Here is a 20,604-nt window from a genome sequence, read left to right on the forward strand (position 1 = left end):
GGTTCGTCCGCAGGAACCGACCGTGCCGCACTGCCGAAGGCCCGGGCCGGATTGGATCCGGTCCGGGCCCTTTGTGTGCGCCGGCGGGTGGGGTCACTGGTCGAGGTAGGTGAGGGCGGCCAGGATGCGGCGGTTGTCGGTGGTGGTCGGGGGGAGGCCGAGCTTGGTGAAGATGTTGGTGATGTGCTTGGCGACGGCCTTCTCGGTGATGAAGAGGGCCTGGGCGATGCCGGCGTTGGAGCGGCCCTGGGCGAGGGATTCGAGGACGTCGCGTTCGCGGGTGGAGAGGGTGGAGAGGGCGGTGTCGCGGTCCTTGGCGGCCAGGAGCCGGGTGACGACCTCGGGGTCCATGGCGGTGCCGCCGGCGGAGACGCGGCGGATGGCGTCGAGGAACTGGGCGCCGTTGGTGATGCGGTCCTTCAGCAGGTAGCCGATGCCTCGGCCGCCGGTGGTGAGGAGTTCGCGGGCGTAGAGGGGTTCGACGTACTGGGAGAGCAGCAGGACGGGGAGGCCGGGGGTCGTGCGGCGGGCGGTGAGGGCGGCGCGCAGGCCCTCGTCGGTGAAGGTCGGCGGCAGCCGGACGTCGACGATCGAGACGTCCGGCCGCTGCTCGGTGAGGGCCCGGAGGAGGTCGGGGCCGTTGTCCACGGCGGCCGCCACCTCGTGGCCGTGGGCCTGGAGGAGGCGGATCAGGCCGTCCCTCAGGAGGAAGTGGTCTTCGGCGAGGACAATGCGCAAGGAAGCTCCATGGTCACCGTGGTCGGACCGTCGGGGGGACTGCTGACGGAGACGACCCCGTCGAAGGTGGCGAGCCGTCGTTCGACGCCGCGCAGCCCGGTGCCCCGGCGGGCGTCCGCGCCGCCGCGTCCGTTGTCGGAGACGGTGATGCGCAGCACGCCGCGATCGTAGCGGAGTTCGATTCCGGCGCGGCCGGCGTCGGAGTGCTTGACGACGTTGGTGAGGAGCTCCGAGACCGCGAAGTAGGCGGCGGACTCGACGGGCATCTCGGGGCGGCCGGGCAGGTCCGCCGAGACCTCGGTGGGGACCGGGCAGACCATGGCCAACGCCCGTACCGCGTCGGTGAGTCCGCGGTCGGCGAGGACGGGCGGGTGGATGCCGCGGACCAGGTCGCGGAGCTCCTCCAGGGCCTTGGCCGAGGACTGGCGGGCCTCGACCAGCAGGGCGCGGACGGCCTGCGGGTCGCTCTCCAGGAGGTGTTCGGCGGCGTCCAGGGTCATGCCCATCGCGACCAGCCGGGCCTGGGCGCCGTCGTGCAGGTCACGTTCGATCCTGCGGATCTCGGCCATCCGGGTGTCGACGGCGGTGCTGCGGGTGGCGGTCAGGTGGGCGATCCGGCCGGCCAGCAGCTCCTGCTCGCCCGGGGCGAGCATCGAGTGGACGTGGCGGGCGTGCCGGTGGACGGTGCGGGGCGCGAGCCAGAGCGCGAGCGGGAGGTGGAGCAGGCCGAGGATGCCGGCGAGGACGGCGGTGACGGTGCCCTCGATCGGGATGAACTCGAACCAGAGGCCGTCCCATTCGGCGGACAGCGGGACGCCGAAGAAGGCCAGGAAGACGCCCCAGAGGCCGGCGAGCAGGGCGGCGATCGGCAGGAAGGCCAGCACGCTGCCGAGGAACGGCTCGGCGAGGACCCAGTGGAACTCGCGGCGGGTCTGCGGGTCGCCCGTGATCCAGCGGTAGCGGGCGAAGACGCCGGAGGCGTCCTTGAGCACCGGGGGCAGCGGGTCGGGCGGCCCCGGGAAGCGGATGCCGGACCAGTCGGCGGCCAGGGCGCGTTGACGGTCGGTCAGCGCGCGTACCCGGGTCATGGCCCGCGGGACCAGTCCGAGGCCCGGGCCGGCGAGGGAGATCGCGCCGGTGACACCGAGGGAGTGGACGAGGGCGACACAGGAGAGCCGGCTGAGGGTCAGGCTCCGGCGGAGGGCGGTGAGCCCGGCCGGTACCGAGAACCCGGCCGGTACCGAGAACCCGGCCGGTACGGGGGATCCGGCCGGTACGGAAGAGTCGGCGGGTGCGGAGAGCCCGGTGGGCTCGGCCGGTGCCGGGCTCTGTGCGGGTCGCGTCGTGCTGTCCATGGATGTGGTCCCCTCCCGGTGGTGCTGTCGCACGGCCCGGTCGTACCGGCCGTGAGGCCATTCTGGCGACGGCGGGAGGGTGTTGTCGGTGGGAGAAACTCCCCCTTCGGCCCTACGGGATATCTGCCGAACGGCAGATGGCAGGAGTCCGCGGATCGGCCAGGCTTGCGAGCGTGTTCACGTGCCCCGGGGGACGGGCCCGGGGCGGTGCATCCGATCACAGTCGCAAGGAGGATGAGGTGGAGCGACGTGCGAGATCCGGATACGGGACGGTCGTTCTCGTGGTGGCCGCGCTGGTGTCGCTCGCCGGTTGTGCCGATGCCAGGGATGCCGCGCCCGAGGACAGGACCTTCGAGTTCGCCGGCAGGAGCCTGGACGTGAAGTCGCACGGTGCGCCGGCCGACCTGGTCGCGGTCGACCGCGAGGACGTCAAGGTCACCCGCTGGTTCGACACGAGCGGGAAGATCGGCAGTGCCAAGGAGTCCTGGACGCTCGAGGACGGGGTGCTCGAACTCAGGGCGGGGTGTTCGGGGCTGGCGAACTGCGACACGAAGTACCGGGTCGAGGTGCCCCGGGGGGTCGTGGTGCTGCGGGACGGGCGTGGGACGGAGCTCAAGGGGTGAGGGCGGAGAGCGTGCTCGAACTGGTGGATGTCACCAAGGTCCACAAAGGCGGAAAGCGGGCCGTCGACGGCATCACGCTGCGGCTCGGGCCGGGAATGGTGGGGCTGTTGGGGCCGAACGGTGCCGGGAAGTCGTCGTTGATGCGCATCGTGTCGACGGTCACCCGGCCCACGGGGGGCCAGGTCCGCTACCGGGGCGCCGACGTGGTGGCCGAGCCGGACCGGCTGCGCCGGGAACTCGGCTACCTGCCGCAGGACTTCGGGGTCTACCCGAACCTGACGTCACGGGAGTTCCTGTCCTACCTGGCGGCCGCCAAGGGGATCGGCGCCCGCTCGGCCCGGGCCCGGATCGACGAGCTGATCCAGCTGGTCAACCTGACCGAGGCGGTCAAGCGCCCGCTCGGCGCGTACTCGGGCGGCATGCTCCGCCGGGTCGGCATCGCACAGGCGCTGCTGGCCGACCCCCGGGTGATCGTGGTCGACGAGCCGACCGCCGGCCTGGACCCGGAGGAGCGGGTGCGCCTGCGCAACCTGCTCAGCGAGCTCGCGGCGGACCGGGTGGTGATGCTGTCGACCCACATCGTCTCCGACGTGGAGTCGGTCGCCTCCGACATCGCGGTGGTCGCCCGGGGACGGCTGCTGCGCCGGGGCGCGCCGGACGAACTGCTCCGGGAGGTCGACGGGCGGGTGTGGGAGGCGGTGGTCGATCCGGCCGACCTCCTGGAGGTGCAGGCCCGCCACGTGGTCAGCCGGATGGTGCGGACCGGGAGCGGCGTGCGGCTGCGACTGCTCGCCGCCGAGCCGCCGCGGCCCGACGCGGTCCCGGTGCCGCCCGACCTGGAGGACGCGTACCTGGGCGTCATCCACCGTCCGGGGGAGCGGGACGGGGCCGAGCCGCGGGCGGTGCCGCGGTGACCGGATCGGTGCTCGCCGGGCTGGCGGTCGGCGACTTCCGCGACCGGGTGCGCCGGCCGGTGTACGCGGTGACGCTGCTCGCCGCGGTCGGGCTCGGCCACCTGGCCGTACCGGACGCGGGCGGCCACTGGACGATCATGGACGTGGGCGGGAACCGGGGCGTCTACAACAGCGCCTACGTCGGTGCGGTCACCGCCCTGGCCGGCGCCCTCTGGCTCACCTTCGGCGGCTTCTACGTGGTGCGCAGCGGCATCGCGCGGGACGAGACGACCGGGGTCGGACAGATCCTCGCCGCCACCCCGCTGCGCACCTCCCAGTACCTCCTGGCCAAGTTCCTGAGCAACCTGCTGGTGCTCGCCTCCATGGTCGGCGTGCTGGCCGTCACCGCGCTGCTGATGCAGCTTGCCCGCGGTGAGGACCGCGCGGTCGACCCGGCAGCCCTGGCGGAGCCGTTCCTGCTGCTCTCGCTGCCCCTGATGGCCGTCACCGCGGCGGCGGCGCTCCTGTTCGAGACGGTGCCGCTGCTGCGGGGCGGTTTCGGCAACGTCGTCTGGTTCGTGCTGGCCATGGTGCTCGCGATCGGCGGGCAGTCGGCCTCCGCGCCGCTGGACGGCCTCGGTGTGCACCGGATCGCGCGGTCGATGGGCGCGGCGCTGGAGGCCCAGCACGGGACGGCCGACCCGGGCGGGTTCAGCCTCGGCCTGACCAAGGTGGACAGGCCGCTGGGCACCTTCCGCTGGGACGGGTTCGACCCGTCCTCCGGGTTCCTCCTCGGCCGGCTGGCGCTGGTGTTGGCGGCGTTCGCCGTGGCGGTGCTGCCGGCGCTGTGGTTCGGCAGGTTCGATCCCGCACGCGGGTCCGGTGGGGCGGCCGCGCTGCCGGAGCCGGCCGCGCTGCCGGAGCCGGCCGAGGTTCCGACGGCCGCCGGGGTGGCGGGCCGGCTGTCCGGGCCCGACGCGACGGAGCCCGCGGGGGCGCGCCGGACGACCGTGCGGGGTGCCCTGCCACGGACCGAACCGCGGCGGGCCGGGGCGTTCGGCCGGCTGCTGGCGGGTGAGGTCCGCATCCTGGTGCAGGGCGTCTCCCGGTGGTGGTGGCTGGTCGCGGCCGGGCTGACGGTGGCCGGGTTCGTGCTGCCGACGGATGCCGTCACCGGCCTGCTGCTGCCCCTGGTGTGGCTGTGGCCGGTCCTGATCTGGTCCCGGCTCGGCAGCCAGCGGGTGGAGAACGGTCTGGAGGTGCTGCTGGGCGCCTACCCGTCGGCCCGGCGCCGGCTGCTCGCCGAATGGGCGTCCGGGCTGGTGCTCACGGCGGTGACGGGCGCCGCCCCGCTGATACGCATGCTGGTGGCGGGCGACGGCGCGGGGACGGCCGGCTGGCTCGGCGGCGCGCTGTTCGTCCCGTCGCTGGCCATGGCGCTCGGCCTGGTGAGCCGGAGCCACCGGCTCTTCCAGGCGGTCTACCTGCCGCTCTGGTGGGTGCTGGTCAACAACGTCGCCGCCGTCGACTTCATGGGGGCCGTGCGCGTCGACGGCAGCCCGGCCGGTCCGGGCCCGCTGCTGGTCGGGGCGCTGTCCGCGGTGATGCTCGCGGTGGTGTTCCTGGTCGGCGCGGCCCGACGGAACGTCAAGGGCTGAGGCCCGGGCTGAGGAACGGGTTGAGGAACGGGCCCGGGTCGGAGGCCGAGGCCGAGGCCGTGCGAAGCCGGGAGCCCGGCCCGTCGGCGGACGGACCGGGCTCCCCTCGCGCTTCGGGTCACACCTCGGGGGCGCTGCTCGGCTACTCGTCGTCGCCGAGGTCGCCCGCCAGGTCGCCCGCGAGGTCGCCGTCCGGGGTGCCGCTGATCGCGTAGCCCTGCCGGCGCGCCTCGTAGCAGGCCACCGTGGCGGCCGCCGAGACGTTCAGCGAGCCGACCCGGCCCAGCTGCGGCACGAACACCACCTGGTCGCACAGGGCAAGCGCCTCGGGCGTGATCCCGCGGTCCTCGTGCCCGAGCACGAAGGCCACCGCCGGGGTCAGCTCCGCGGCGAACATCGGCACCGCCTCGTCCGCCAGCTCCAGACCGACGACCTTGAAGCCGTCCGCCTTGGCCGCCGCGACGGCCTCGGCGACGGTCGGGAAGTGCTCCACCTTCAGGTACTTGTCGGTGCCCATCGCGGCCTTCTGCGCGCCGGACGAGCGCACCGACGGGGTGTCCCCGGCCAGGTACAGCTTCTCGGCGCCCATCGCCGCGCCGGTGCGGACCACCGAGCCGACGTTGAACGGCGACTGGAGGTTCTCCAGGATCATCGCGAGCCGGAACTCGTTGCTGCGCCGCCAGGAGCGGTGCAGGCGCTTCAGTTCGGTCCCGCGCAGCTGCTTCACGTCGTCGTACCTCGTCCGCTCTCGGAGCCCTCGCCCACCTCGGGGCGGGGCCGCGCTTCCAGAATCCGGGACCCGTTGACCGATGCGACCCGAGTGGTCGGGTAGCCCTGCTCGTTCAGCCACTTCTGGAGCGAGTCCGAGCCCAGGTGCTTCTGCACCACCAGGAACGCCGAGCCGTCCGGGGTCAGCCGGTCGAGCCAGTGCGTGAGCAGGCGGCGCAGCGCGGCCTTGCCGATCCGGATCGGAGGGTTGGAGTAGATGGTGGCGAAGCGGACGTCCTCGGGGACGTCGTCGGGCAGGGCTGCCCGGACGTTGCCGAGCCCCAGCGCCTCGGCGTTCAGCCGGACCAGCTCCAGGGCGCGCTCGTTGACGTCCACCGCCCAGACCGGGAGGCGCTTGCGGCGGCTCGCCCAGGTCAGGGCGATCGGACCGTAGCCGCAGCCGATGTCCAGGATCGGGCCGCGCACCCGCGGCTGCGGGGCGTGCTCCAGCAGGATCCGGGTGCACGGGTCGAGTCGGCTGCGGGAGAACACCCCGGTGTCGGTGGTCAGTTCCAGGGTGAGGTCCGGCAGGGAGACCGTGATCGGCCGGCGGTCGCTGGCCACCTCGGGTGCACCGGTGAAGTAGTGCGAGCCGGACATGATTTCCCCGTCGTTCGTATGGGCCTCGGGGCCACCGGGTGGGTGTGGGTTAGCCCTTTGTACGGCACCGATCGTACCCCCGGTGGCCCGGACGGCGTTCAGGACGGCGGTGCGGACGGCGTTCCGGACAGCGGTGCGGTCACGCGGCGCCGGGGGTCTTGCGGGTGGCCACGTTGATGCGGTTCCAGGCGTTGATGGTGAAGCAGACCGAGATCAGCTGCGCCAGCTCGGCCTCCGCGAAGTGCGCGGCGGCCCGGGCGTACACCGCGTCCGAGACGCCGCCGTGGATCCGGGTGATCTCCTCGGCCAGCGCCAGGGCGGCCCGCTCGCGCTCGCTGTAGACCCCGGCCGGGGCCTCCTGCCAGACCGGCAGCAGGTAGATCCGCTCGTCGGTCTCGCCGGCCTTGCGGGCGTCCTTGACGTGCATGTCCAGGCAGTACGCGCAGCCGTTCAGCTGGGAGGTGCGCACCTGGACGAGCTCGACCAGGGCCGGGTCCAGGCCCTCGCGGGCGGCGGCGTCCAGGGCGATCATCGCGCGGAACACCTTGGGCGCGGTGCGGGCGTGGTCGAGGCGGGCGGGGGCCTCGGCGGCGTCGGTGGTCGGGGCGGTCCGGGCGCTCTCGTTCGTCGTCATGCCTATGACCCTAGGGGCGGAATGAACCTGTTCCCTGGGCCATTCAGGGCGCTGTTTCATGGGTCAATCCGGCGGGTCGGCAAGGGGTCCGCGGCAGCCCCGGCAACACGCCGGAGCGGCGTCGGCACTTCGCGTCCCGGCGCCGGGCGGCGGATACTGCCAGTACGCCAGCCGGGCCCGTGAAGGCCTCCGAACAGTGAGGACGGATGCCATGCCGCAGGAACAGCACGAGGAATACCTGATCGAGGAGACCGCCGAGACCGTCGAGACCGACGAGAAGGCACCCGAGGGCGACACCTACGACGAGGTGGCCGAACGCCGGGCCCTCGGAGCGGACCCGGCGACCAACGTCGCGGACGTCGTGGAACAGACCCGGCCGGTCCGGCACGACGAGGAGGAGTACCGGGAGTAGCCGTCGCCCCCGCTCCCGCCCTGCCCCCGCCCCGGGCTCGCTGCCGCCCGGACCGGCCGTCCCGGTTACAGGGCCCGGCGGCGTTGCAGCCAGACGAAGGCCGCCCAGCCCGGCAGCACCGGCAGGATCAGCGTCAGCAGGCGGTACAGCGCCACCGCGGCCAGTGCGCCGCCCTGTTCCATCGAGGCGGTCTGCTGGAGCAGCGTGAGCAGCATCCCGTCCACCGCGCCGGCCCCGCCCGGGGTCGGCGCCGCGCTGCCCACCGCGTTGCCCACCAGGAACACCACCGCGACCGCGGCGAAGGACGGCTCCGGGCCGATCGCCCGGGCACAGCAGTACAGGCAGGCGATCAGGCAGATCGACACCAGAAGCTGCCCGGTCACGCCCACCGCCAGCCGGGTCGGGCTGCGCAGCAGGTCCAGCAGCCGCGGCAGCACCTCGGCCGTCAGCGGCCGCAGCCGCGTCGCCAGCCACCGCCGCGCCACCGGGATCGCCGACACCACCGCCAGCAGCGCCGCCGCCCCCGCCAGCCCGGCGACCACCGCGGGCAGCGCGTCCAGCTCGGAGCCGCCCGGCTCGAAGCCCAGCAGGTAGACGAAGGCCCCCAGCTGCAGCAGGTGCAGCACCAGGCCGATCAGCGTCCCCACGCCGACGCTGGACAGCGCCTGCGCGGTGGGGATGCCCGCCCGCTGCAACAGGCGGGTGTTCAGCGCGACCCCGCCGACGCCGCCGGGCGACACCAGCTTCACGAACGACCCGGCCACCTGCGCCAGCACCGCGTTGCGGAAGTTCAGCCGCTCCGGCACGAAACCGACGAAGCCCATCGCCGCCGCGACGTGGCTCGTCGCCGCCGCCGCCAGCGCCAGCAGCAGCCACCAGGGATCGGCGTCCGCCAGCGCGGAGACCGGATTGTCCTCCGCCGCGAACAGCTGCGGGATCAGCAGCCAGCCGGCCACCACGCCGCCCACGACGATCAGCAGGGTCCGCGGCCGCAGCCGCTCCAGCCGCACCGGGCGGCCCACCACCTGCGGGCGGGTGCGCAGGACCTCCGCGCGGATCTCGTCGAGGAGGCCGCCGGGGGCGGGGGAGTCGTGCGGGGTCCCCGGCCCGGTCGTGGTGGCGGACCCGGTGCCACCGGTGGGCGCGCCCACGTCACCGGCCGCGCCGTGGCCGCCGCTCGCCGGGGCGGTGGCTCGGGCGGTGGTGCGTTTGGCGTGCTGCCTGAGGGCGCGGCGGGTGGTGTGGGTGAGGGCGATGGGCTGGAGCAGCGGGAGGGCGGCGTCGATCGGGTCGGGGCCGAGGACGGCGGTGGCCGTGCGGACCGAACGGGCGGCGCCGGCGCGCAGGGCGAGGGTGGTGAGGAGCTGGGCGAGGTCGCAGCACAGGACGAGTTCGGTGGCGGCGATGTCGCCGTCGGCGAAGTCGACCAGGTGCACGGCGCCGGAGCCGTCGATCAGCAGGGAGGAGGGGACGAGGGCGCGGTGGGCGATCTCGCGGCGCTGGAGCAGGGCGAACTGTCGCCAGGCGTCGGTGAGCAGTTCGTCGGTGATCTCCTCGTCGGTGAGTTCGTCGAGGGTGCGTCCGGCCAGCCGCTCGTACGCGATGAGGGCGGTGTCCTGGCCGATGCCCGCGGTGGCGGCGATGCGGCGGGTGCGGACGCCGGCCGCGAGGGCCGCGTACGTGACCAGGGCCTCGTGCTCCAGGCCGGTGCGCGGGGAGCGCAGGACGCGCGGGTCGGGGGCGGTGCGCAGGCGCAGCCGGCGCCAGGCGCGCTGGACGGCGGCGGCGGTGACGGCCTGCCGGTCGAGGAGCTGGACGTCGAGGTCGGGGCGGTCGTCGGCCTGCCGGACCCGGTAGCGGTCGGGGCCGGCCGGCCGGGCCTCGACCGGGCGCAGGCCGCTGTCGCGCAGGGCGCGCAGGACCTCGCCGGGCCGGGGGCAGGGGTCGGGGGTGCCGACCGCGTACAGGGTGCCGTGGGCGCCGGTCCAGCCGATCAGCAGCCCGAGCAGGAGCGCGGTGGGGGTGGCGTACCCGCCGGTCAGCCCGGCCAGGCCGGAGAGGGCGAGGACGGTCCAGGGCAGGCGGCGTTCCCGGCTGCCGGAGGCGGTCATGAAGGCGAGGGCCGGCGCGAGGTAGCCGTAGACGGACTCGGTGTGCCCGAGCCCGCCGCTGCCGGGCAGCGGCTGGGTGAGCGCGGAGAGCAGTGAGGGCGGGGCGAGGCCGTCGGCCCAGAGGTCCAGTCCGAGCGTGGCGCCGTACGCGAGGACGGCGGCGAGCAGCCCGTCGGAGACCTGCTGGAGGGCGCGTCGCCGGTCGGGGCCCAGCAGCCGGCGGACGGCGAGGCCGACCGGGAGCAGCAGGACGGCGGCGGTGGTGAGACCGCCGGCCAGTCCGGCCAGCGGGCGCGGCACCAGGGAGGCCGCCTCGGCGACGTCGGCGGCGATGCCGCCGGTGGTGGCGCGGGCGTAGTCGGCGAGCAGCAGGGTGAGGGCGATGGCGAACAGGCCGCCGAGCAGCCGGATCAGGGCGACGGGCTGCCGGACCCGGTCGGTGGTGGGTAGCGGACGGGCCCGGAACCGGCCGGGGCCGGCCTGCTCGGGTATCCGGGCGGGGGCCGTTCCGGGGCTGCCGTCGGCCGGCACCCCGGTGCCGTCGGCGGACACTCCGGTGCCGTCGGCCGATGACCCGGTGCCGTCGCCGCTGCTGCCGCCGTCGGTGCCGGCGCCGCTTCCGCCGCCGGTGTCCCGCGTCCGCGTGCCGCGTTTCCGTTGCGCGGGCGCACCGCCGGGGTCGGCCCCGCCGGTGTCGCCGTTCATTCTCCCCGTCACGATCGCCACGGATGGCATGCTCCCATGCCGCCCGCGGGCGAGGGGCGGGGATTCGGCAGTGCCGGGACGACGCGGCCCTACGCCTGCCGGGTCGGCAGGACGACCAGGTGGCGCAGGTTGACGTGCCGGGGGCGGCTCACGGTGTAGGCGATGAGGTCGGCGACGTCCTCGGCCGCGAGCGCCGGGATGGCGGTGAACATGCCGCCGAGCTGTTCGCGCAGCACCGGGTTGTCGATGTGCCCGGCGAGTTCGGTGTCGGTCAGTCCGGGCTCGATCGCGCTGACCCGGACGTCGCGCGGGCCGAACTCGCTGCGCAGGGCGGCGGACAGCTGGGTGAGCGCGGCCTTGGTGGCCCCGTACACCGCGTAGTCGGGGAAGACCACGTGCGAGGCGATCGAGGAGACGTTGACCAGGTCGGCGGTGCGGCCCTCGGCGGCGGCCGCGGTGAGGTCGGGGCCGAAGGCGCGGACGATCCGCAGCGCGCCGGTGAGGTTGGTGTCGACCATGCGGGTCCACTCGTCGATCCGGCCGTCGGCGAGGGGGTTGGGCAGCATCACCCCGGCGTTGTTGACCACCAGGTCGACCGGGCCGTAGGCGTCGTGGACGGTCCTCGCGGCGGCGTCCACCGAGGCCTGGTCGGTGATGTCGGTGGTGACGGTGAGCGCCCGTCCGCCCGCGGCGGCGATCTCGGCGGCGAGGGCGTCCAGCCGCTCGGTGCGGCGGGCGAGCAGGGCGACCCGGGCGCCGGATGCGGCGAGCAGCCGGGCGGTGGCGGCGCCCATGCCGCTGGCGGCTCCGGTGACGACGGCGGTGCGGGCGGCGGCGGAGGGGTGGCTCATCGGGGACTCCAGAGGTTCGGTCGGGCCGGTGCCGACCACTCTGCGCGGGCTGCGAGCGGTTACCCAGGGTTGTGCTTTTCCCGGGAACTCCCTTCCTGGGACGGCCCTTCCTGGGCCGGGGGCGCCTGGGACGGGGGAACCCGGGAACGGCAGTGCCACCCTCGGGACGCCCGTCCATGGCCGCCCTGAGCGGGCGTTCCGTGCCGGGGCGGCATAGCCTTTCAGTCATGAGCGCCTGCGAAGACCTCGCTCTGGCCCCTCAGAACATCGAGCCCCGGCCGCCCGCCGACGGCTGCGCCGACTGCCTGGAGCAGGGCCGCCGGGACTGGGTGCACCTGCGGATCTGCCTGGACTGCGGCCACATCGGCTGCTGCGACTTCTCTCCGCAACGGCACGCCACCGCGCACTTCCACAACACCTCCCACCCGGTGATCCGCTCGTACGAGCCGGGGGAGGACTGGCGTTGGTGCTTCGTCCACGAGGTCATGGGCTGAGCCGGTCACGCGTGTGACGGGGCCCGCGTGTGACGGGGCCCGCGTACCGGCGCTCGCGCAGGCTCCCGCGGACGTCTCCCGGGTGTGGCGCCCGCACATCCCTTCCGCACTGGCACGGACCTGCAATCCGGATAAAATCCGGACATAAAGCCCGTTCGGCCCCACCGGCCGGCATCCGACCGGCCGGTGGCCGACGAAGGGAGGCCGACGATGACCAAGCGAACGCCCGGCAGCACCGCCAAGCTCCGCCAGGGCACCCAGGAACTGCTGGAACGCCGGGGCATGGCGAGCCCGCCCGCCCGGTTCGCGCCGATGCCGAGCGCCGGCGCGATGTCCTACGCCGCCGCCGGGCACGGCGCCGGCGAATCGTTCCGGCACGGTGGAAGGGATGCGCCGGGCACGACGATGCACGCCGCCCCGGCGATGCACGCCGAGCTCAAGGGGCACCGGCACCGTGGCGCGGAGAAGCACTCCGCCCACTGAGCCGCACCGTGCCGCAGTGCACTGCACCGCACTGCGGCCGGACCGCTCCTGGCGCATCGTCAGACGTTCCCCGTCCCCCCGCGGCGGCCGGTCGGCGACGGCTTCGGCCCGCTCCCACAGGGCTGTTGCCGCCGGAGCGCGGCCGGCACGGTCGGTGTCGGTGGTGTGCGCTACGTTCGTCCCGTTCACCAGGGCACAGGTACCGGTGCAGGTACGGGGCAGGACGACGGGGGCGGGGCGTACGATGACCGACGTGATCACGGAGGAGCCGGTCGAGCTCCAGTTGGAGCGGTACCGCACCGAGTTGACCGGTTACTGCTACCGCATGCTCGGCTCGGTCTTCGAGGCGGAGGACGCGGTGCAGGAGACCATGGTCCGCGCCTGGCGCGGGCACCGGGGCTTCGAGGGGCGGGCCGCGCTGCGCTCCTGGCTGTACCGAATAGCCACCAACGTCTGCCTGGACGCGCTGAACGGCCGCAACGGCCGGGCTCGGCCGATGGACCTGGCCGGGCCGGTCACGGTGGCCGCGGCGCACGACACCCGGCTCCCCGAGGTGACGTGGATCGGTCCGGCGCCGGACGGCCGGGTGCTGCCCGAGACGGGGGACCCGGCCGAGGTGGCCGTCCAGCGCGAGTCGGTGAAGCTGGCCTTCGTCGCGGTGCTGCAGCGCCTCGCGCCCCGGCAGCGGGCGGTGCTGATCCTGCGCGAGGTGCTCGGCTGGAAGGCCGCCGAGGTGGCCGAACTGCTCGGCGTCACGGTGGCCTCGGTCAACAGCGCGCTGCAGCGGGCCCGGGCGGTGCTCGCCGTCGACGCCTCGGCGGCCCGGCCGGCCCCCGAGCTGGACGAGGGCCGGCGCGCGCTGCTGGACGGCTACGTCCGCGCTTTCGAGGCGTACGACATGGACGGTCTCGCCGCGCTGCTGCACGAGGACGTCACGCTCAACATGCCGCCGTTCTCGATGTGGCTGCGCGGGCGGGACGAGCTCCGGGCGTGGATGCTGGGTCCCGGTCACGGCTGCCGCGGTTCGCGGCTGCTCCCGGTGACGGCCAACGGAGGCCCGGCCTTCGGCCAGTACCGGCCGAGTCCGGCGGGCGGGTACGAGCCGTGGGCGCTGATCGTGCCGGAGGTGTCAGAGGGGCGGATCACCGGCTTCACCAACTTCCTGGACACCGACGTGCTCTTCCCGCTCTTCGGCCTCTCGTCCCGACTGGAGGCCGATCCCGTCGCGGAGTCCGGCGCCGAAGCCGCCGAGCTCGCCGAGCCCGTCGAGCCCGCCGTGGACTCCGTCGCCGAGTAGCTCCGCGAAGGCCGGGGGGTCGGCCGCGCCCGGCAGCAGCGCCGACAGGCCGCTGAACGCCAGCAGTTCGCGCAGCGGGCCGCCGGCGTTCAGCAGCACCACGGCCACTCCGTGCCGGGCGGCGGCCAGCCGCAGCCGGGCGAGCGCGTCGACGACGGCCAGGTCGGGGGCGGTCAGCGCGCCCAGGTCGCAGGTCAGTACGGGGCGTTCCGGTGAGCCTTCCACGGTGTTCATGCCGGATAGGACCGCCGGGGCGGCCTCGACTCATCGGTCGTCGGCTGGTGGCAGAGTGGGGGCGACCGAACCCGACCCGTCCCAGGAGGAGCACCGTGACGGTTGAGCCGTTGAAGTCCCGCGAGGAATGGCTGGCCTCCCTGCCACGGATCTACGCGGCGGCGGGGTGCCTGCTGCGGGACGGGTCCGGCCGGATCCTGATCGTGAAGGCCGGGTACCGCGAGCACTGGCAGTTCCCGGGCGGCACGATCGACCTCGGCGAGGGCCCGGTGGAGTGCGCCGAGCGGGAGCTGCGGGAGGAGACCGGCCTCGTCCGGCGGGCGGGCGAGCTGCTGGCCATCTCCTGGACCCACGCCTCGGCCGAACTCGACCACCCCGCCCAGCACTTCATGTTCGACTTCGGCGCCGTTCCGGACGGCACCCCCGTGACCGTCCCGGCCGGCGAGCTGGACGACTACCGCTGGGCGTCGGTCGAGGACGCCCTGGAGCTGCTCGGCCCGGCCCGGTCGGCCCGGCTGCGGGCGGCGCTGGAGGCGGCCGAGGACGGCCGGGTGCGGATCGTCACCACCCAGGTCTCCGGGTTCTGAGCGCACGTGCCCTGTCCCGGGCGGGAGTTCCGTCCGGGACAGGGCACGGGGCCTCACGGCTGCGGCTCGGCCTCCGCGTCCCGGGCGGCGGCGACGATGGCGGCGATCGCCTCCGAGACGAAGGCCTCGGCGGCGGGCTTGTCCACCTTCAGCCCGGCCAACACGCCCTGGCCGTTCTCCAGCTCCAGCAGGGCGAGCAGGAGGTGCTCGGTGCCGACGTAGTTGTGCCCGAGCTTGAGCGCCTCGCGGAAGGTCAGTTCCAGCGCCTTCTTGCTCTCGGCGTCGAACGGGATCAGTGCCGGCAGGTCGTCGGCGGCGGCCGGCAGGGCGGCGGCGGCCACCGCCCGCAGGGCCTCCGGGGTGACGCCCTGGGCGGTGAGCGCCTTCATGCCGATGCCTTCGGGCTCGGCGAGCAGGCCGAGCACCAGGTGCGCCGTGGTGATCTCGGCGTTGCCCGCCTTGCGGGCCTCCTCCTGGGAGGCCACCACGACGCTGCGGGCCCGGGGCGTGAACCTGCTGAAGCCCTGGCTGGGGTCGAGGTCGTTCGGGGCGCCCGGATCCTTGGGCACGAAGCGCTTCTGGGCGGCCTGCTTGCTGACGCCCATGCTGCGGCCGATGTCGGTCCAGGAGGCGCCGGAGCGGCGGGCCTGGTCGACGAAGTGGCCGATGAGGTGGTCGGCGAGTTCGCCGAGGTGGTCGGCGGCGATGACCGCGTCGGAGAGCTGGTCGAGCGCGTCGGTGTGGACCTTCTTGATCGCGGCGATCAGGTCGTCGAGGCGCAGCGGAGTGCTGTTGGGAACAACGGGATTCTCCATGCGTCAACCGTAGGTTGTCGATCCAGGAATCGTCAACCATCGGTTGACGATGGTTTGCGGAGGTCTTCCCGGGAGTCTCCGGGGAACCCCTTCGGAGCCCCGGCGGCTTCGGGGCCCGCGCTACTCGGCGGGCAGCAGCCGCTCCCGGACGGCGGCGATCCGCTCGGGCGCGACGCCCGCCGCGAGCAGGTAGCCGACCGGGTCGAAGTCGTCGAGCGCGGCCGCCAGGGCATCCTCCGCGGTGGTCCCGGCCTCGGCGAGCACCGCGTCGATCCGGCGGTAGGGGTCCGGCAGGCCCAGCATCCCGTACAGCGGACGGACGTTGGGGCCGCTCATCAGGTAGTCCTCGGCGATCGCGGCCCGGTCGACCCCGGCCAGGGCGAGCAGCAGCAGGACGGCCAGGCCGGTGCGGTCGCGGCCGGCGCCGCAGTGCACGACCACGCCGCCGGGGCGGGCGCCGGCGAGCGCGGAGACCAGCGCGGCGGCGGCGTGCGGGCAGTGGTCCAGGTAGGGGCGGAGCGCGAGCGGGGTGCCGTCCAGTCGTCCGTGGGCCTCCCACCAGGCGGGGCCGGCCAGTTCGTCCAGCGGGACGCGGATCAGCTCGACGTCCTCGGGGAGCGGGAGGAGCGGCTTGTACTCCTCGGCGTTGCGCAGGTCGACCACGGTGCGGACGCCGTGGTCGAGGAGGGCGTCCCAGCCCTCGGCGGTGAGGCGGTCCAGGTTGTCCGCCCGGACCATCGCGCCGTGGGCGGTGGGCCGGCCGGAGGCGGTGGGCAGGCCGCCCAGGTCGCGGACGTTCAGGCAGCCGTCCCAGACGAGCGTGCGGTCCTCGGTGCTGCTCGGCGCGTGCGTCGTCCGGTACATGGGGGTCCCCGTTTTCCTCGGCGGGGGTCCCGTTACCCCCTCGTTATGAACGACTCCCGGGGGATCCGGATGGTTCCTCGCCGTTCGAGTCCCGGGAACCGGCCGTTCAGGGAAGTGTTCGGGGAAGTGTTCGGGGAGGCGGCTGTTCAGGGACCGGGTGTTCGGGAAAGCGGCGGGCCGTGTGCTCAGGCGGCGGTCGGGGCCTCGGCCTCGGTGCGGACCAGCCGCTCCATCGGCTCGACCGCGATCCGGCCGAGCATCGAACCGGCCACGATCGCGCCGATCAGGACGACGGTGGACAGCCAGGCCATGGTCGACACCGGCAGGGTGAAGGCACCGACCACCCGGGCCGCGCACTCGGCCAGCAGCGCGGCGCCCCAGATGCCCGAGAACAGGCGCTCGTGGCGGCGGAAGGCCCGCGCTCCGGCCGCCCGGCCCTCGACCAGCCGCTGCCAGGCAGCCGCGCGCTCCGGCCGGCCCTTGGTGAGGAAGGGCATCAGCATCGGGGTCATCACCGGTCGGCCGACCAGCGCGGAGGCCAGGATCGCCAGTGCCACCGTGCCGCTCAGCCCGCCGTCCTTGGCGATCATCAGGCGGGCGTCGCCGGTGACGAAGGTCAGCGCCAGGCCCGCCAGGTTGACGGTCAGCATCAGGGCGGCCCACAGGTTGAGCCTGCGCTCGACCAGCAGGCCGAGGACGGTCCGGGCGGCCGGGAAGGCGCTGCTCCAGGCCAGTGCGGCGAACTCGCTCAGGCCGAGGGCCGAGTGCAGCAGGTAGTAGCCGGCCAGCGGGGCGGCCACGTCGAGGGCCAGCGGGCGGAGCCCGGAGACCAGCGGGTTGGGGGCCTTGGCGTGGGTGGCGGCGCGGGTGGCGGCGGACGTGGCCGGGGTGGTGCCGGTGAGGGCGACGGTGCTGGTGACGGCGGCGGCACTGACGGTCTGGCTCACGGTGGGTTCCTCCCCGACTGGTGGCCGCGGGCCGCTGCCCGCGTCGTGCCTCCAGTCTTTCCGTCCGACCCTCCGTCGGCGCAGTGCCGTCCGTTGCGTGATCCGCGTGACGGTTGTCATGGTGCGCGCCGTGACACCGCCTCCGACCTGCGGATTCCTACCCCTCGTCGGGGAAGGTCCACAGTGCGCGGCCCAGGGTGTCCAGGCAGCGGACGGTGCCGAAGCGCTCGTCGCCGGCGGACAGGAAGCCCTGCGCGACACCCGCCAGAACGGTCCGGGCGACGCCGTCGCCGCGGGTCCAGGCGCCGGTCAGCACCAGCGCCTCGTCGGCGAGCTCGGCGCGCTGCACCCGGGCCACCGCCGCGGTCAGCAGCGCGGCGTTGACCGCCTCCAGCTCGGCGGGCAGGAGGTAGGTCTCCCCGGCGGGGGTGCGGTCCGCCTCGGCCCGGCGCCGCAGCTCCGGCAGGCCGTAACGGTGCACGGCGGCGACCGCGTCGTCCAGCGGGAGCTGCCAGCGCGGCCCGGGCAGCACCTCCCACCAGACGTCCTCGCCGACCGGCAGCACCTCGCCGATCCGGGCCCGCCAGGTCTCGACGCCGTACCGGGTGCGCGGGTCGGGCCGGTGGCCGGGGAGGGCCGCGACGCTCCAGGCGGTGCGGCGGACCACGCTGAGCTCGAAGGTGAAGGGCACCCGGTCGGCGGCGGGGCGCTCGACCAGGCCGAGCAGCAGCCAGTGGGTCTCGTCCGGCAGGCTGAAGGTCCGGCGCCACCCGATGAGGCCCAGGGCGCGCAGGGCGGGTGCGAGGTGCTCGCGCAGGCCCTTCGCATGGAGCTCGTGGAGCCCGTGGAGCTCGTGGGCGGTCGTCATCGCGGTCTTTCCCTGCTGGTCGTGGTGCCGGACGGGTGCGCCGGGTGCGGTGTGCCGGGCCCGGCGCCGGTGGTGGTCCCCGTCAGTGCTGGTCCCCAGCGGCACGGCTCAAACCAGGCAGGGTCGTGCGACCGGGGCCCGCACGGGTCGTGCGTGCGCCCTCGGACACGGCGGGGGCACGGGCGGCGTTCCGGGTGCGTCGGCGGACCCTGTGTCGGGGCGGGCCGTCGGCCCGGACTGCTTCGCCTACCGACAACGTAGGCCGGACGGGCCGGTCCGGGCCGTGGGCGAACGACAGGAGTCCTCGGGACCTTGGCCCCGGCCGCGGGCGGTCGTTCGGCCGGAGCCGAAGTGTTCGCCCGAATGGCGCATCATGTGGCGGGTGCAGAGTGCAGAGCGCCCCGGAGCGGGCACCGACGGACCCGTCGGCCGGTCCGGACCAGTCCCACCCGCCGGCCCGCCGCCGGGCCCGGCCCCCGCTCCCCCCGACCTGACCGAGGCGGTCCGGGCCGCGCAGGCCGGGGACGAACAGGCGTTCCGGCTGCTGTTCCGGACCGTCCAGCCGGGCCTGCTGCGCTACCTGCGGGTGCTGGTCGGCGGCCGGCCGGAGGACGCGCAGGACGCCGAGGACATCGCCTCCGAGACCTGGCTGCAGATCGCCCGCGACCTGCGCGGCTTCTCCGGCGACGGGGACGGCTTCCGCGGCTGGGCCGCCACCGTCGCCCGCCACCGCGCCCTCGACCACCTGCGCGCCCGGCGCCGCCGTCCGGTCACCGACCTGCCGTTCGAGCAACTGGTCGAGCTGGCGGCGGGGGACGACACCGCGCGTGCGGCGCTGACCACGGTCGGCACCGCAGACGCGCTGGCCCTGATCTCCCGGCTGCCGCGCGACCAGGCCGAGGCCGTGCTGCTGCGGGTGGTCATGGAGCTGGACGCGGAGAGCGCCGCCCGGGTGCTCGGCAAGCGGGCCGGCAGCGTCCGGATGGCCGCCCACCGGGGGCTGCGGCGGCTGGCCAAACTGGTCGAGCCGCGCGCCTCCGGGGGCGGCATCCCGGCGGCCCGGGCCGGCGCGGCGACGGCCGGGGCCCAGGCCGGACCGGGCGCCGGGGCCGCGGGGAACGCCGCCGGGGCGGCGGCCGGAGTGAGCGGGGGCGAGGCCGTCGGGCGACCCGTGGGGAAACCCGCGAAAAAAAGTTCTCCGCAGGGTGTGACAGAACGCCGGGCCGCGACGCTGAAGGACATGAGATGAGCACCAACCGATCCCGTCGGATCGACCGTGATGCCGCCGAGCAGCTGCTCGGTGGTGCCGTGGGCGGCCCGTCGGCCGGGCAGGACGCCTCGCTCACCGGACCGGACGGCGGTCCCGGGCAACTCGCCCGGGTGCTCGCCGCGGCCGCCGCCCCCGCGACGGCCGGCGAACTGGCCGGGGAGGAGGCCGCCCTGGCCGCGTTCCGGGAGGCGAGTCTCACGCCCGACCCGACAGTGACCCCCGTCCGGAGACGATCGATGGCAACCGCGGTGCTGGCCAGGGCCTTCAGCACGAAGGCCACTGCCGTCGTGCTCGGCGCCACCGCGCTGTGCGGTGTCGCCGTCGCCGCCGGCACCGGCAACCTGCCGCCCGCGCTGGGCGGCGGCCCGTCCGCGCCGGAGCACAGGCTCGCGGGCCGGGACGCTGCCACCGGCCCGGCGTCGGGCCCGGCGGTCGTCGGGTCGTCGGCGGGCGCGGCCCCGTTCGGTGCCGTGGCGTCCGGTTCCGCCCGTCCGTCCGGCAGCGCCTCCGCCGGACCGCAGGCGGTCGTCCCGTCCGGCCCCGCGACGCACGGCACCCCCTCGCCCGAGGGGCGCGGTGGCCGTTCGGCCGTCCCGCCCGCGCTGCTCGGCCTCTGCACCGGCTTCGCCGACCGTACGGCCAAGGGCGACCGCCCGAGCCGACTGGCCGGCGAATCGCTGTACGGCCCGCTGGTCGCGGCGGCCGGTGGCGCGGACCGCGTGACGGACTACTGCCGGGCCGCGATCGACGACGAGGACGGCGAGGACGGCGACCACCAGGGCGCCACCAGCCCGACGCGCGACCCCGGCCGCACCGGGGGCGGGGCGAACGCCGGATCCGGCAAGGGGAACACCGGCGGCGGCCGGACCGACGGAAACGGCAACAGCAACGGAAGCGGCAGCGGAAACGGGCGCGGCAACACCAGCGGCGGCAGCGAAGGCGAGGACACCGGCGGCGCCGGTACCAGACCGGGCAAGTCCGGCGTGACCGCCCCGGCCGTCCCCAACGCGCAGGACGGCCGCCCGGACAAGCCCGACCGGACCGAGAACGAACAGTCGGCCGGGAGGTAGCCCCCAGGACTCCGGGTGGGCGGCGAGCGACTCCCCCCGGGCTCGCCGCCCGCCCGGAACAGCACCACCCGCAGGACCCGCACCACCCGCAGGAAGCAGTACCACCCGAAGACCCCGGGTGGCCGGTCGGCTCCCCCGTGCCCACCGGCCGCCCGGCCGGCCCCGGCCGGACCGGCAGGCGCACCCCCCGGACGCGCCGCCGGCCCGGCCGGCCCGGAAACGTGGGGGGCGCCCCCCCCCGCGGCGGGGGGGGGCCCCCCCCCCGCCCGGGGGGGGGGGGGGCGCGGGCCCCGCCCCCCCCCCCCCCACACCCCCAAAAAAAAAAAA

At 75.0% G+C, this 20,604-nt stretch carries 21 protein-coding genes and 1 pseudogene; 10 read left to right on the forward strand and 12 right to left on the reverse strand.

Going from position 1 to position 20,604, the window contains the following annotated elements; all coding sequences use genetic code 11:
* Positions 1-93: 93 nt before the first annotated feature.
* Complete coding sequence (locus tag ACFWJ4_RS10350; RefSeq protein WP_380541565.1) at positions 94-738, reverse strand: LuxR C-terminal-related transcriptional regulator; 645 nt, start codon at positions 736-738, stop codon at positions 94-96.
* Positions 702-2,093 (reverse strand): histidine kinase, encoded by a 1,392-nt coding sequence (locus tag ACFWJ4_RS10355; RefSeq protein WP_380541568.1) that lies wholly within the window; start codon positions 2,091-2,093, stop codon positions 702-704. The genes ACFWJ4_RS10350 and ACFWJ4_RS10355 overlap by 37 nt, the downstream gene beginning before the upstream one ends.
* Positions 2,094-2,332: 239 nt before the next feature.
* On the opposite strand from ACFWJ4_RS10355, the gene ACFWJ4_RS10360 reads away from it, so the two are divergent.
* From ACFWJ4_RS10360 to ACFWJ4_RS10370, 3 genes are read left to right on the forward strand one after another with little or no spacing between them, the layout of a single operon-like run.
* Positions 2,333-2,716 (forward strand): hypothetical protein, encoded by a 384-nt coding sequence (locus tag ACFWJ4_RS10360; protein WP_380541570.1) that lies wholly within the window; start codon positions 2,333-2,335, stop codon positions 2,714-2,716.
* 11 nt (positions 2,717-2,727) lie between these two features.
* Complete coding sequence (locus ACFWJ4_RS10365; RefSeq protein WP_380541618.1) at positions 2,728-3,630, forward strand: ABC transporter ATP-binding protein; 903 nt, start codon at positions 2,728-2,730, stop codon at positions 3,628-3,630.
* Positions 3,627-5,267, forward strand: coding sequence for an ABC transporter permease (locus ACFWJ4_RS10370; protein WP_380541573.1), 1,641 nt, complete (start codon positions 3,627-3,629; stop codon positions 5,265-5,267). The genes ACFWJ4_RS10365 and ACFWJ4_RS10370 overlap by 4 nt, the downstream gene beginning before the upstream one ends.
* Positions 5,268-5,409: 142 nt before the next feature.
* On the opposite strand, the gene ACFWJ4_RS10375 is transcribed toward ACFWJ4_RS10370, so the two are convergent.
* The 3 genes from ACFWJ4_RS10375 to ACFWJ4_RS10385 form a co-directional block, all read right to left on the reverse strand.
* Entirely contained in the window at positions 5,410-5,994 is a 585-nt protein-coding gene (locus ACFWJ4_RS10375; RefSeq protein WP_380352434.1) for a TrmH family RNA methyltransferase, read from the reverse strand.
* Positions 5,991-6,635 (reverse strand): methyltransferase, encoded by a 645-nt coding sequence (locus tag ACFWJ4_RS10380; RefSeq protein ID WP_359902088.1) that lies wholly within the window; start codon positions 6,633-6,635, stop codon positions 5,991-5,993. Before ACFWJ4_RS10380 ends, ACFWJ4_RS10375 begins: the two co-directional genes overlap by 4 nt.
* 139 nt (positions 6,636-6,774) lie before the next feature.
* Complete coding sequence (locus ACFWJ4_RS10385) at positions 6,775-7,269, reverse strand: carboxymuconolactone decarboxylase family protein (RefSeq protein ID WP_380541576.1); 495 nt, start codon at positions 7,267-7,269, stop codon at positions 6,775-6,777.
* A 211-nt stretch (positions 7,270-7,480) separates the two neighbouring features.
* Here ACFWJ4_RS10385 and ACFWJ4_RS10390 point away from each other — a divergent pair, with 211 nt between their 5' ends.
* Positions 7,481-7,681 carry a hypothetical protein gene (locus ACFWJ4_RS10390; protein WP_380541579.1) on the forward strand — a complete coding sequence of 67 codons (201 nt, stop codon included), beginning with the start codon at positions 7,481-7,483 and terminating at the stop codon, positions 7,679-7,681.
* A 65-nt stretch (positions 7,682-7,746) separates the two neighbouring features.
* Here the strand turns inward: ACFWJ4_RS10390 and ACFWJ4_RS10395 are convergent, their stop codons facing one another.
* Together ACFWJ4_RS10395 and ACFWJ4_RS10400 are read right to left on the reverse strand one after the other, a co-directional pair.
* The gene (locus tag ACFWJ4_RS10395; RefSeq protein WP_380541582.1) at positions 7,747-10,518 is read right to left on the reverse strand and encodes a lysylphosphatidylglycerol synthase domain-containing protein; all 2,772 of its coding nucleotides are present in this window, start codon (positions 10,516-10,518) and stop codon (positions 7,747-7,749) included.
* Between the two features lie 68 nt (positions 10,519-10,586).
* Positions 10,587-11,348 carry an SDR family oxidoreductase gene (locus ACFWJ4_RS10400; protein ID WP_380541585.1) on the reverse strand — a complete coding sequence of 254 codons (762 nt, stop codon included), beginning with the start codon at positions 11,346-11,348 and terminating at the stop codon, positions 10,587-10,589.
* Positions 11,349-11,575: 227 nt separating this feature from the next.
* Here ACFWJ4_RS10400 and ACFWJ4_RS10405 point away from each other — a divergent pair, with 227 nt between their 5' ends.
* From ACFWJ4_RS10405 to ACFWJ4_RS10415, 3 genes are all read left to right on the forward strand, one after another.
* A complete protein-coding gene (locus ACFWJ4_RS10405) occupies positions 11,576-11,842 on the forward strand; it encodes a UBP-type zinc finger domain-containing protein (RefSeq protein ID WP_359902101.1) in 267 nt (88 codons plus the stop codon).
* 210 nt (positions 11,843-12,052) lie between these two features.
* On the forward strand, positions 12,053-12,325 hold the full coding sequence (locus tag ACFWJ4_RS10410; RefSeq protein ID WP_380352428.1) for a hypothetical protein: 273 nt from the start codon (positions 12,053-12,055) through the stop codon (positions 12,323-12,325).
* A gap of 244 nt (positions 12,326-12,569) precedes the next feature.
* Positions 12,570-13,622: a sigma-70 family RNA polymerase sigma factor gene (locus ACFWJ4_RS10415; protein WP_380541588.1), complete on the forward strand. Its 1,053-nt coding sequence runs from the start codon at positions 12,570-12,572 to the stop codon at positions 13,620-13,622.
* A gap of 57 nt (positions 13,623-13,679) precedes the next feature.
* Here ACFWJ4_RS10415 and ACFWJ4_RS10420 read toward each other — a convergent pair.
* Positions 13,680-13,856 (reverse strand): annotated as a pseudogene (locus ACFWJ4_RS10420) (hypothetical protein); the annotation flags it as partial.
* A 95-nt stretch (positions 13,857-13,951) separates the two neighbouring features.
* On the opposite strand from ACFWJ4_RS10420, the gene ACFWJ4_RS10425 reads away from it, so the two are divergent.
* The gene (locus ACFWJ4_RS10425; protein ID WP_380541591.1) at positions 13,952-14,443 is read left to right on the forward strand and encodes an NUDIX domain-containing protein; all 492 of its coding nucleotides are present in this window, start codon (positions 13,952-13,954) and stop codon (positions 14,441-14,443) included.
* A gap of 53 nt (positions 14,444-14,496) precedes the next feature.
* On the opposite strand, the gene ACFWJ4_RS10430 is transcribed toward ACFWJ4_RS10425, so the two are convergent.
* From ACFWJ4_RS10430 to ACFWJ4_RS10445, 4 genes are all read right to left on the reverse strand, one after another.
* Complete coding sequence (locus ACFWJ4_RS10430) at positions 14,497-15,258, reverse strand: Clp protease N-terminal domain-containing protein (RefSeq protein ID WP_380541594.1); 762 nt, start codon at positions 15,256-15,258, stop codon at positions 14,497-14,499.
* Between the two features lie 120 nt (positions 15,259-15,378).
* Positions 15,379-16,122, reverse strand: coding sequence for a tyrosine-protein phosphatase (locus ACFWJ4_RS10435; protein WP_380541597.1), 744 nt, complete (start codon positions 16,120-16,122; stop codon positions 15,379-15,381).
* Positions 16,123-16,307: 185 nt separating this feature from the next.
* Positions 16,308-17,069: a VC0807 family protein gene (locus tag ACFWJ4_RS10440; RefSeq protein WP_380541599.1), complete on the reverse strand. Its 762-nt coding sequence runs from the start codon at positions 17,067-17,069 to the stop codon at positions 16,308-16,310.
* A gap of 157 nt (positions 17,070-17,226) precedes the next feature.
* Positions 17,227-17,937, reverse strand: coding sequence for a hypothetical protein (locus ACFWJ4_RS10445; RefSeq protein WP_380541602.1), 711 nt, complete (start codon positions 17,935-17,937; stop codon positions 17,227-17,229).
* Positions 17,938-18,310: 373 nt separating this feature from the next.
* Here ACFWJ4_RS10445 and ACFWJ4_RS10450 point away from each other — a divergent pair, with 373 nt between their 5' ends.
* Positions 18,311-19,186, forward strand: coding sequence for an RNA polymerase sigma factor (locus ACFWJ4_RS10450; RefSeq protein ID WP_380541604.1), 876 nt, complete (start codon positions 18,311-18,313; stop codon positions 19,184-19,186).
* Positions 19,183-20,277 carry a hypothetical protein gene (locus ACFWJ4_RS10455; protein WP_380541607.1) on the forward strand — a complete coding sequence of 365 codons (1,095 nt, stop codon included), beginning with the start codon at positions 19,183-19,185 and terminating at the stop codon, positions 20,275-20,277. The genes ACFWJ4_RS10450 and ACFWJ4_RS10455 overlap by 4 nt, the downstream gene beginning before the upstream one ends.
* Positions 20,278-20,604: the final 327 nt, after the last annotated feature.

Origin of the sequence: Kitasatospora sp. NPDC127067, from assembly GCF_042724755.1 — a bacterium.
Classification (GTDB): Bacteria; Actinomycetota; Actinomycetes; order Streptomycetales; family Streptomycetaceae; genus Kitasatospora; species Kitasatospora lactacystinica.

Bases quoted from the DNA above. Each gene is read 5' to 3' on its own strand.
- ACFWJ4_RS10355 (WP_380541568.1), bottom strand. From the start codon at position 2,093: ATGGACAGCACGACGCGACCCGCACAGAGCCCGGCACCGGCCGAGCCC.
- ACFWJ4_RS10380 (WP_359902088.1), bottom strand. From the start codon at position 6,635: ATGTCCGGCTCGCACTACTTCACCGGTGCACCCGAGGTGGCCAGCGAC.
- ACFWJ4_RS10385 (WP_380541576.1), bottom strand. From the start codon at position 7,269: ATGACGACGAACGAGAGCGCCCGGACCGCCCCGACCACCGACGCCGCC.
- ACFWJ4_RS10390 (WP_380541579.1), top strand. From the start codon at position 7,481: ATGCCGCAGGAACAGCACGAGGAATACCTGATCGAGGAGACCGCCGAG.
- ACFWJ4_RS10400 (WP_380541585.1), bottom strand. From the start codon at position 11,348: ATGAGCCACCCCTCCGCCGCCGCCCGCACCGCCGTCGTCACCGGAGCC.
- ACFWJ4_RS10405 (WP_359902101.1), top strand. From the start codon at position 11,576: ATGAGCGCCTGCGAAGACCTCGCTCTGGCCCCTCAGAACATCGAGCCC.
- ACFWJ4_RS10410 (WP_380352428.1), top strand. From the start codon at position 12,053: ATGACCAAGCGAACGCCCGGCAGCACCGCCAAGCTCCGCCAGGGCACC.
- ACFWJ4_RS10415 (WP_380541588.1), top strand. From the start codon at position 12,570: ATGACCGACGTGATCACGGAGGAGCCGGTCGAGCTCCAGTTGGAGCGG.
- ACFWJ4_RS10430 (WP_380541594.1), bottom strand. From the start codon at position 15,258: ATGGAGAATCCCGTTGTTCCCAACAGCACTCCGCTGCGCCTCGACGAC.
- ACFWJ4_RS10435 (WP_380541597.1), bottom strand. From the start codon at position 16,122: ATGTACCGGACGACGCACGCGCCGAGCAGCACCGAGGACCGCACGCTC.
- ACFWJ4_RS10445 (WP_380541602.1), bottom strand. From the start codon at position 17,937: ATGACGACCGCCCACGAGCTCCACGGGCTCCACGAGCTCCATGCGAAG.
- ACFWJ4_RS10450 (WP_380541604.1), top strand. From the start codon at position 18,311: ATGTGGCGGGTGCAGAGTGCAGAGCGCCCCGGAGCGGGCACCGACGGA.
- ACFWJ4_RS10455 (WP_380541607.1), top strand. From the start codon at position 19,183: ATGAGCACCAACCGATCCCGTCGGATCGACCGTGATGCCGCCGAGCAG.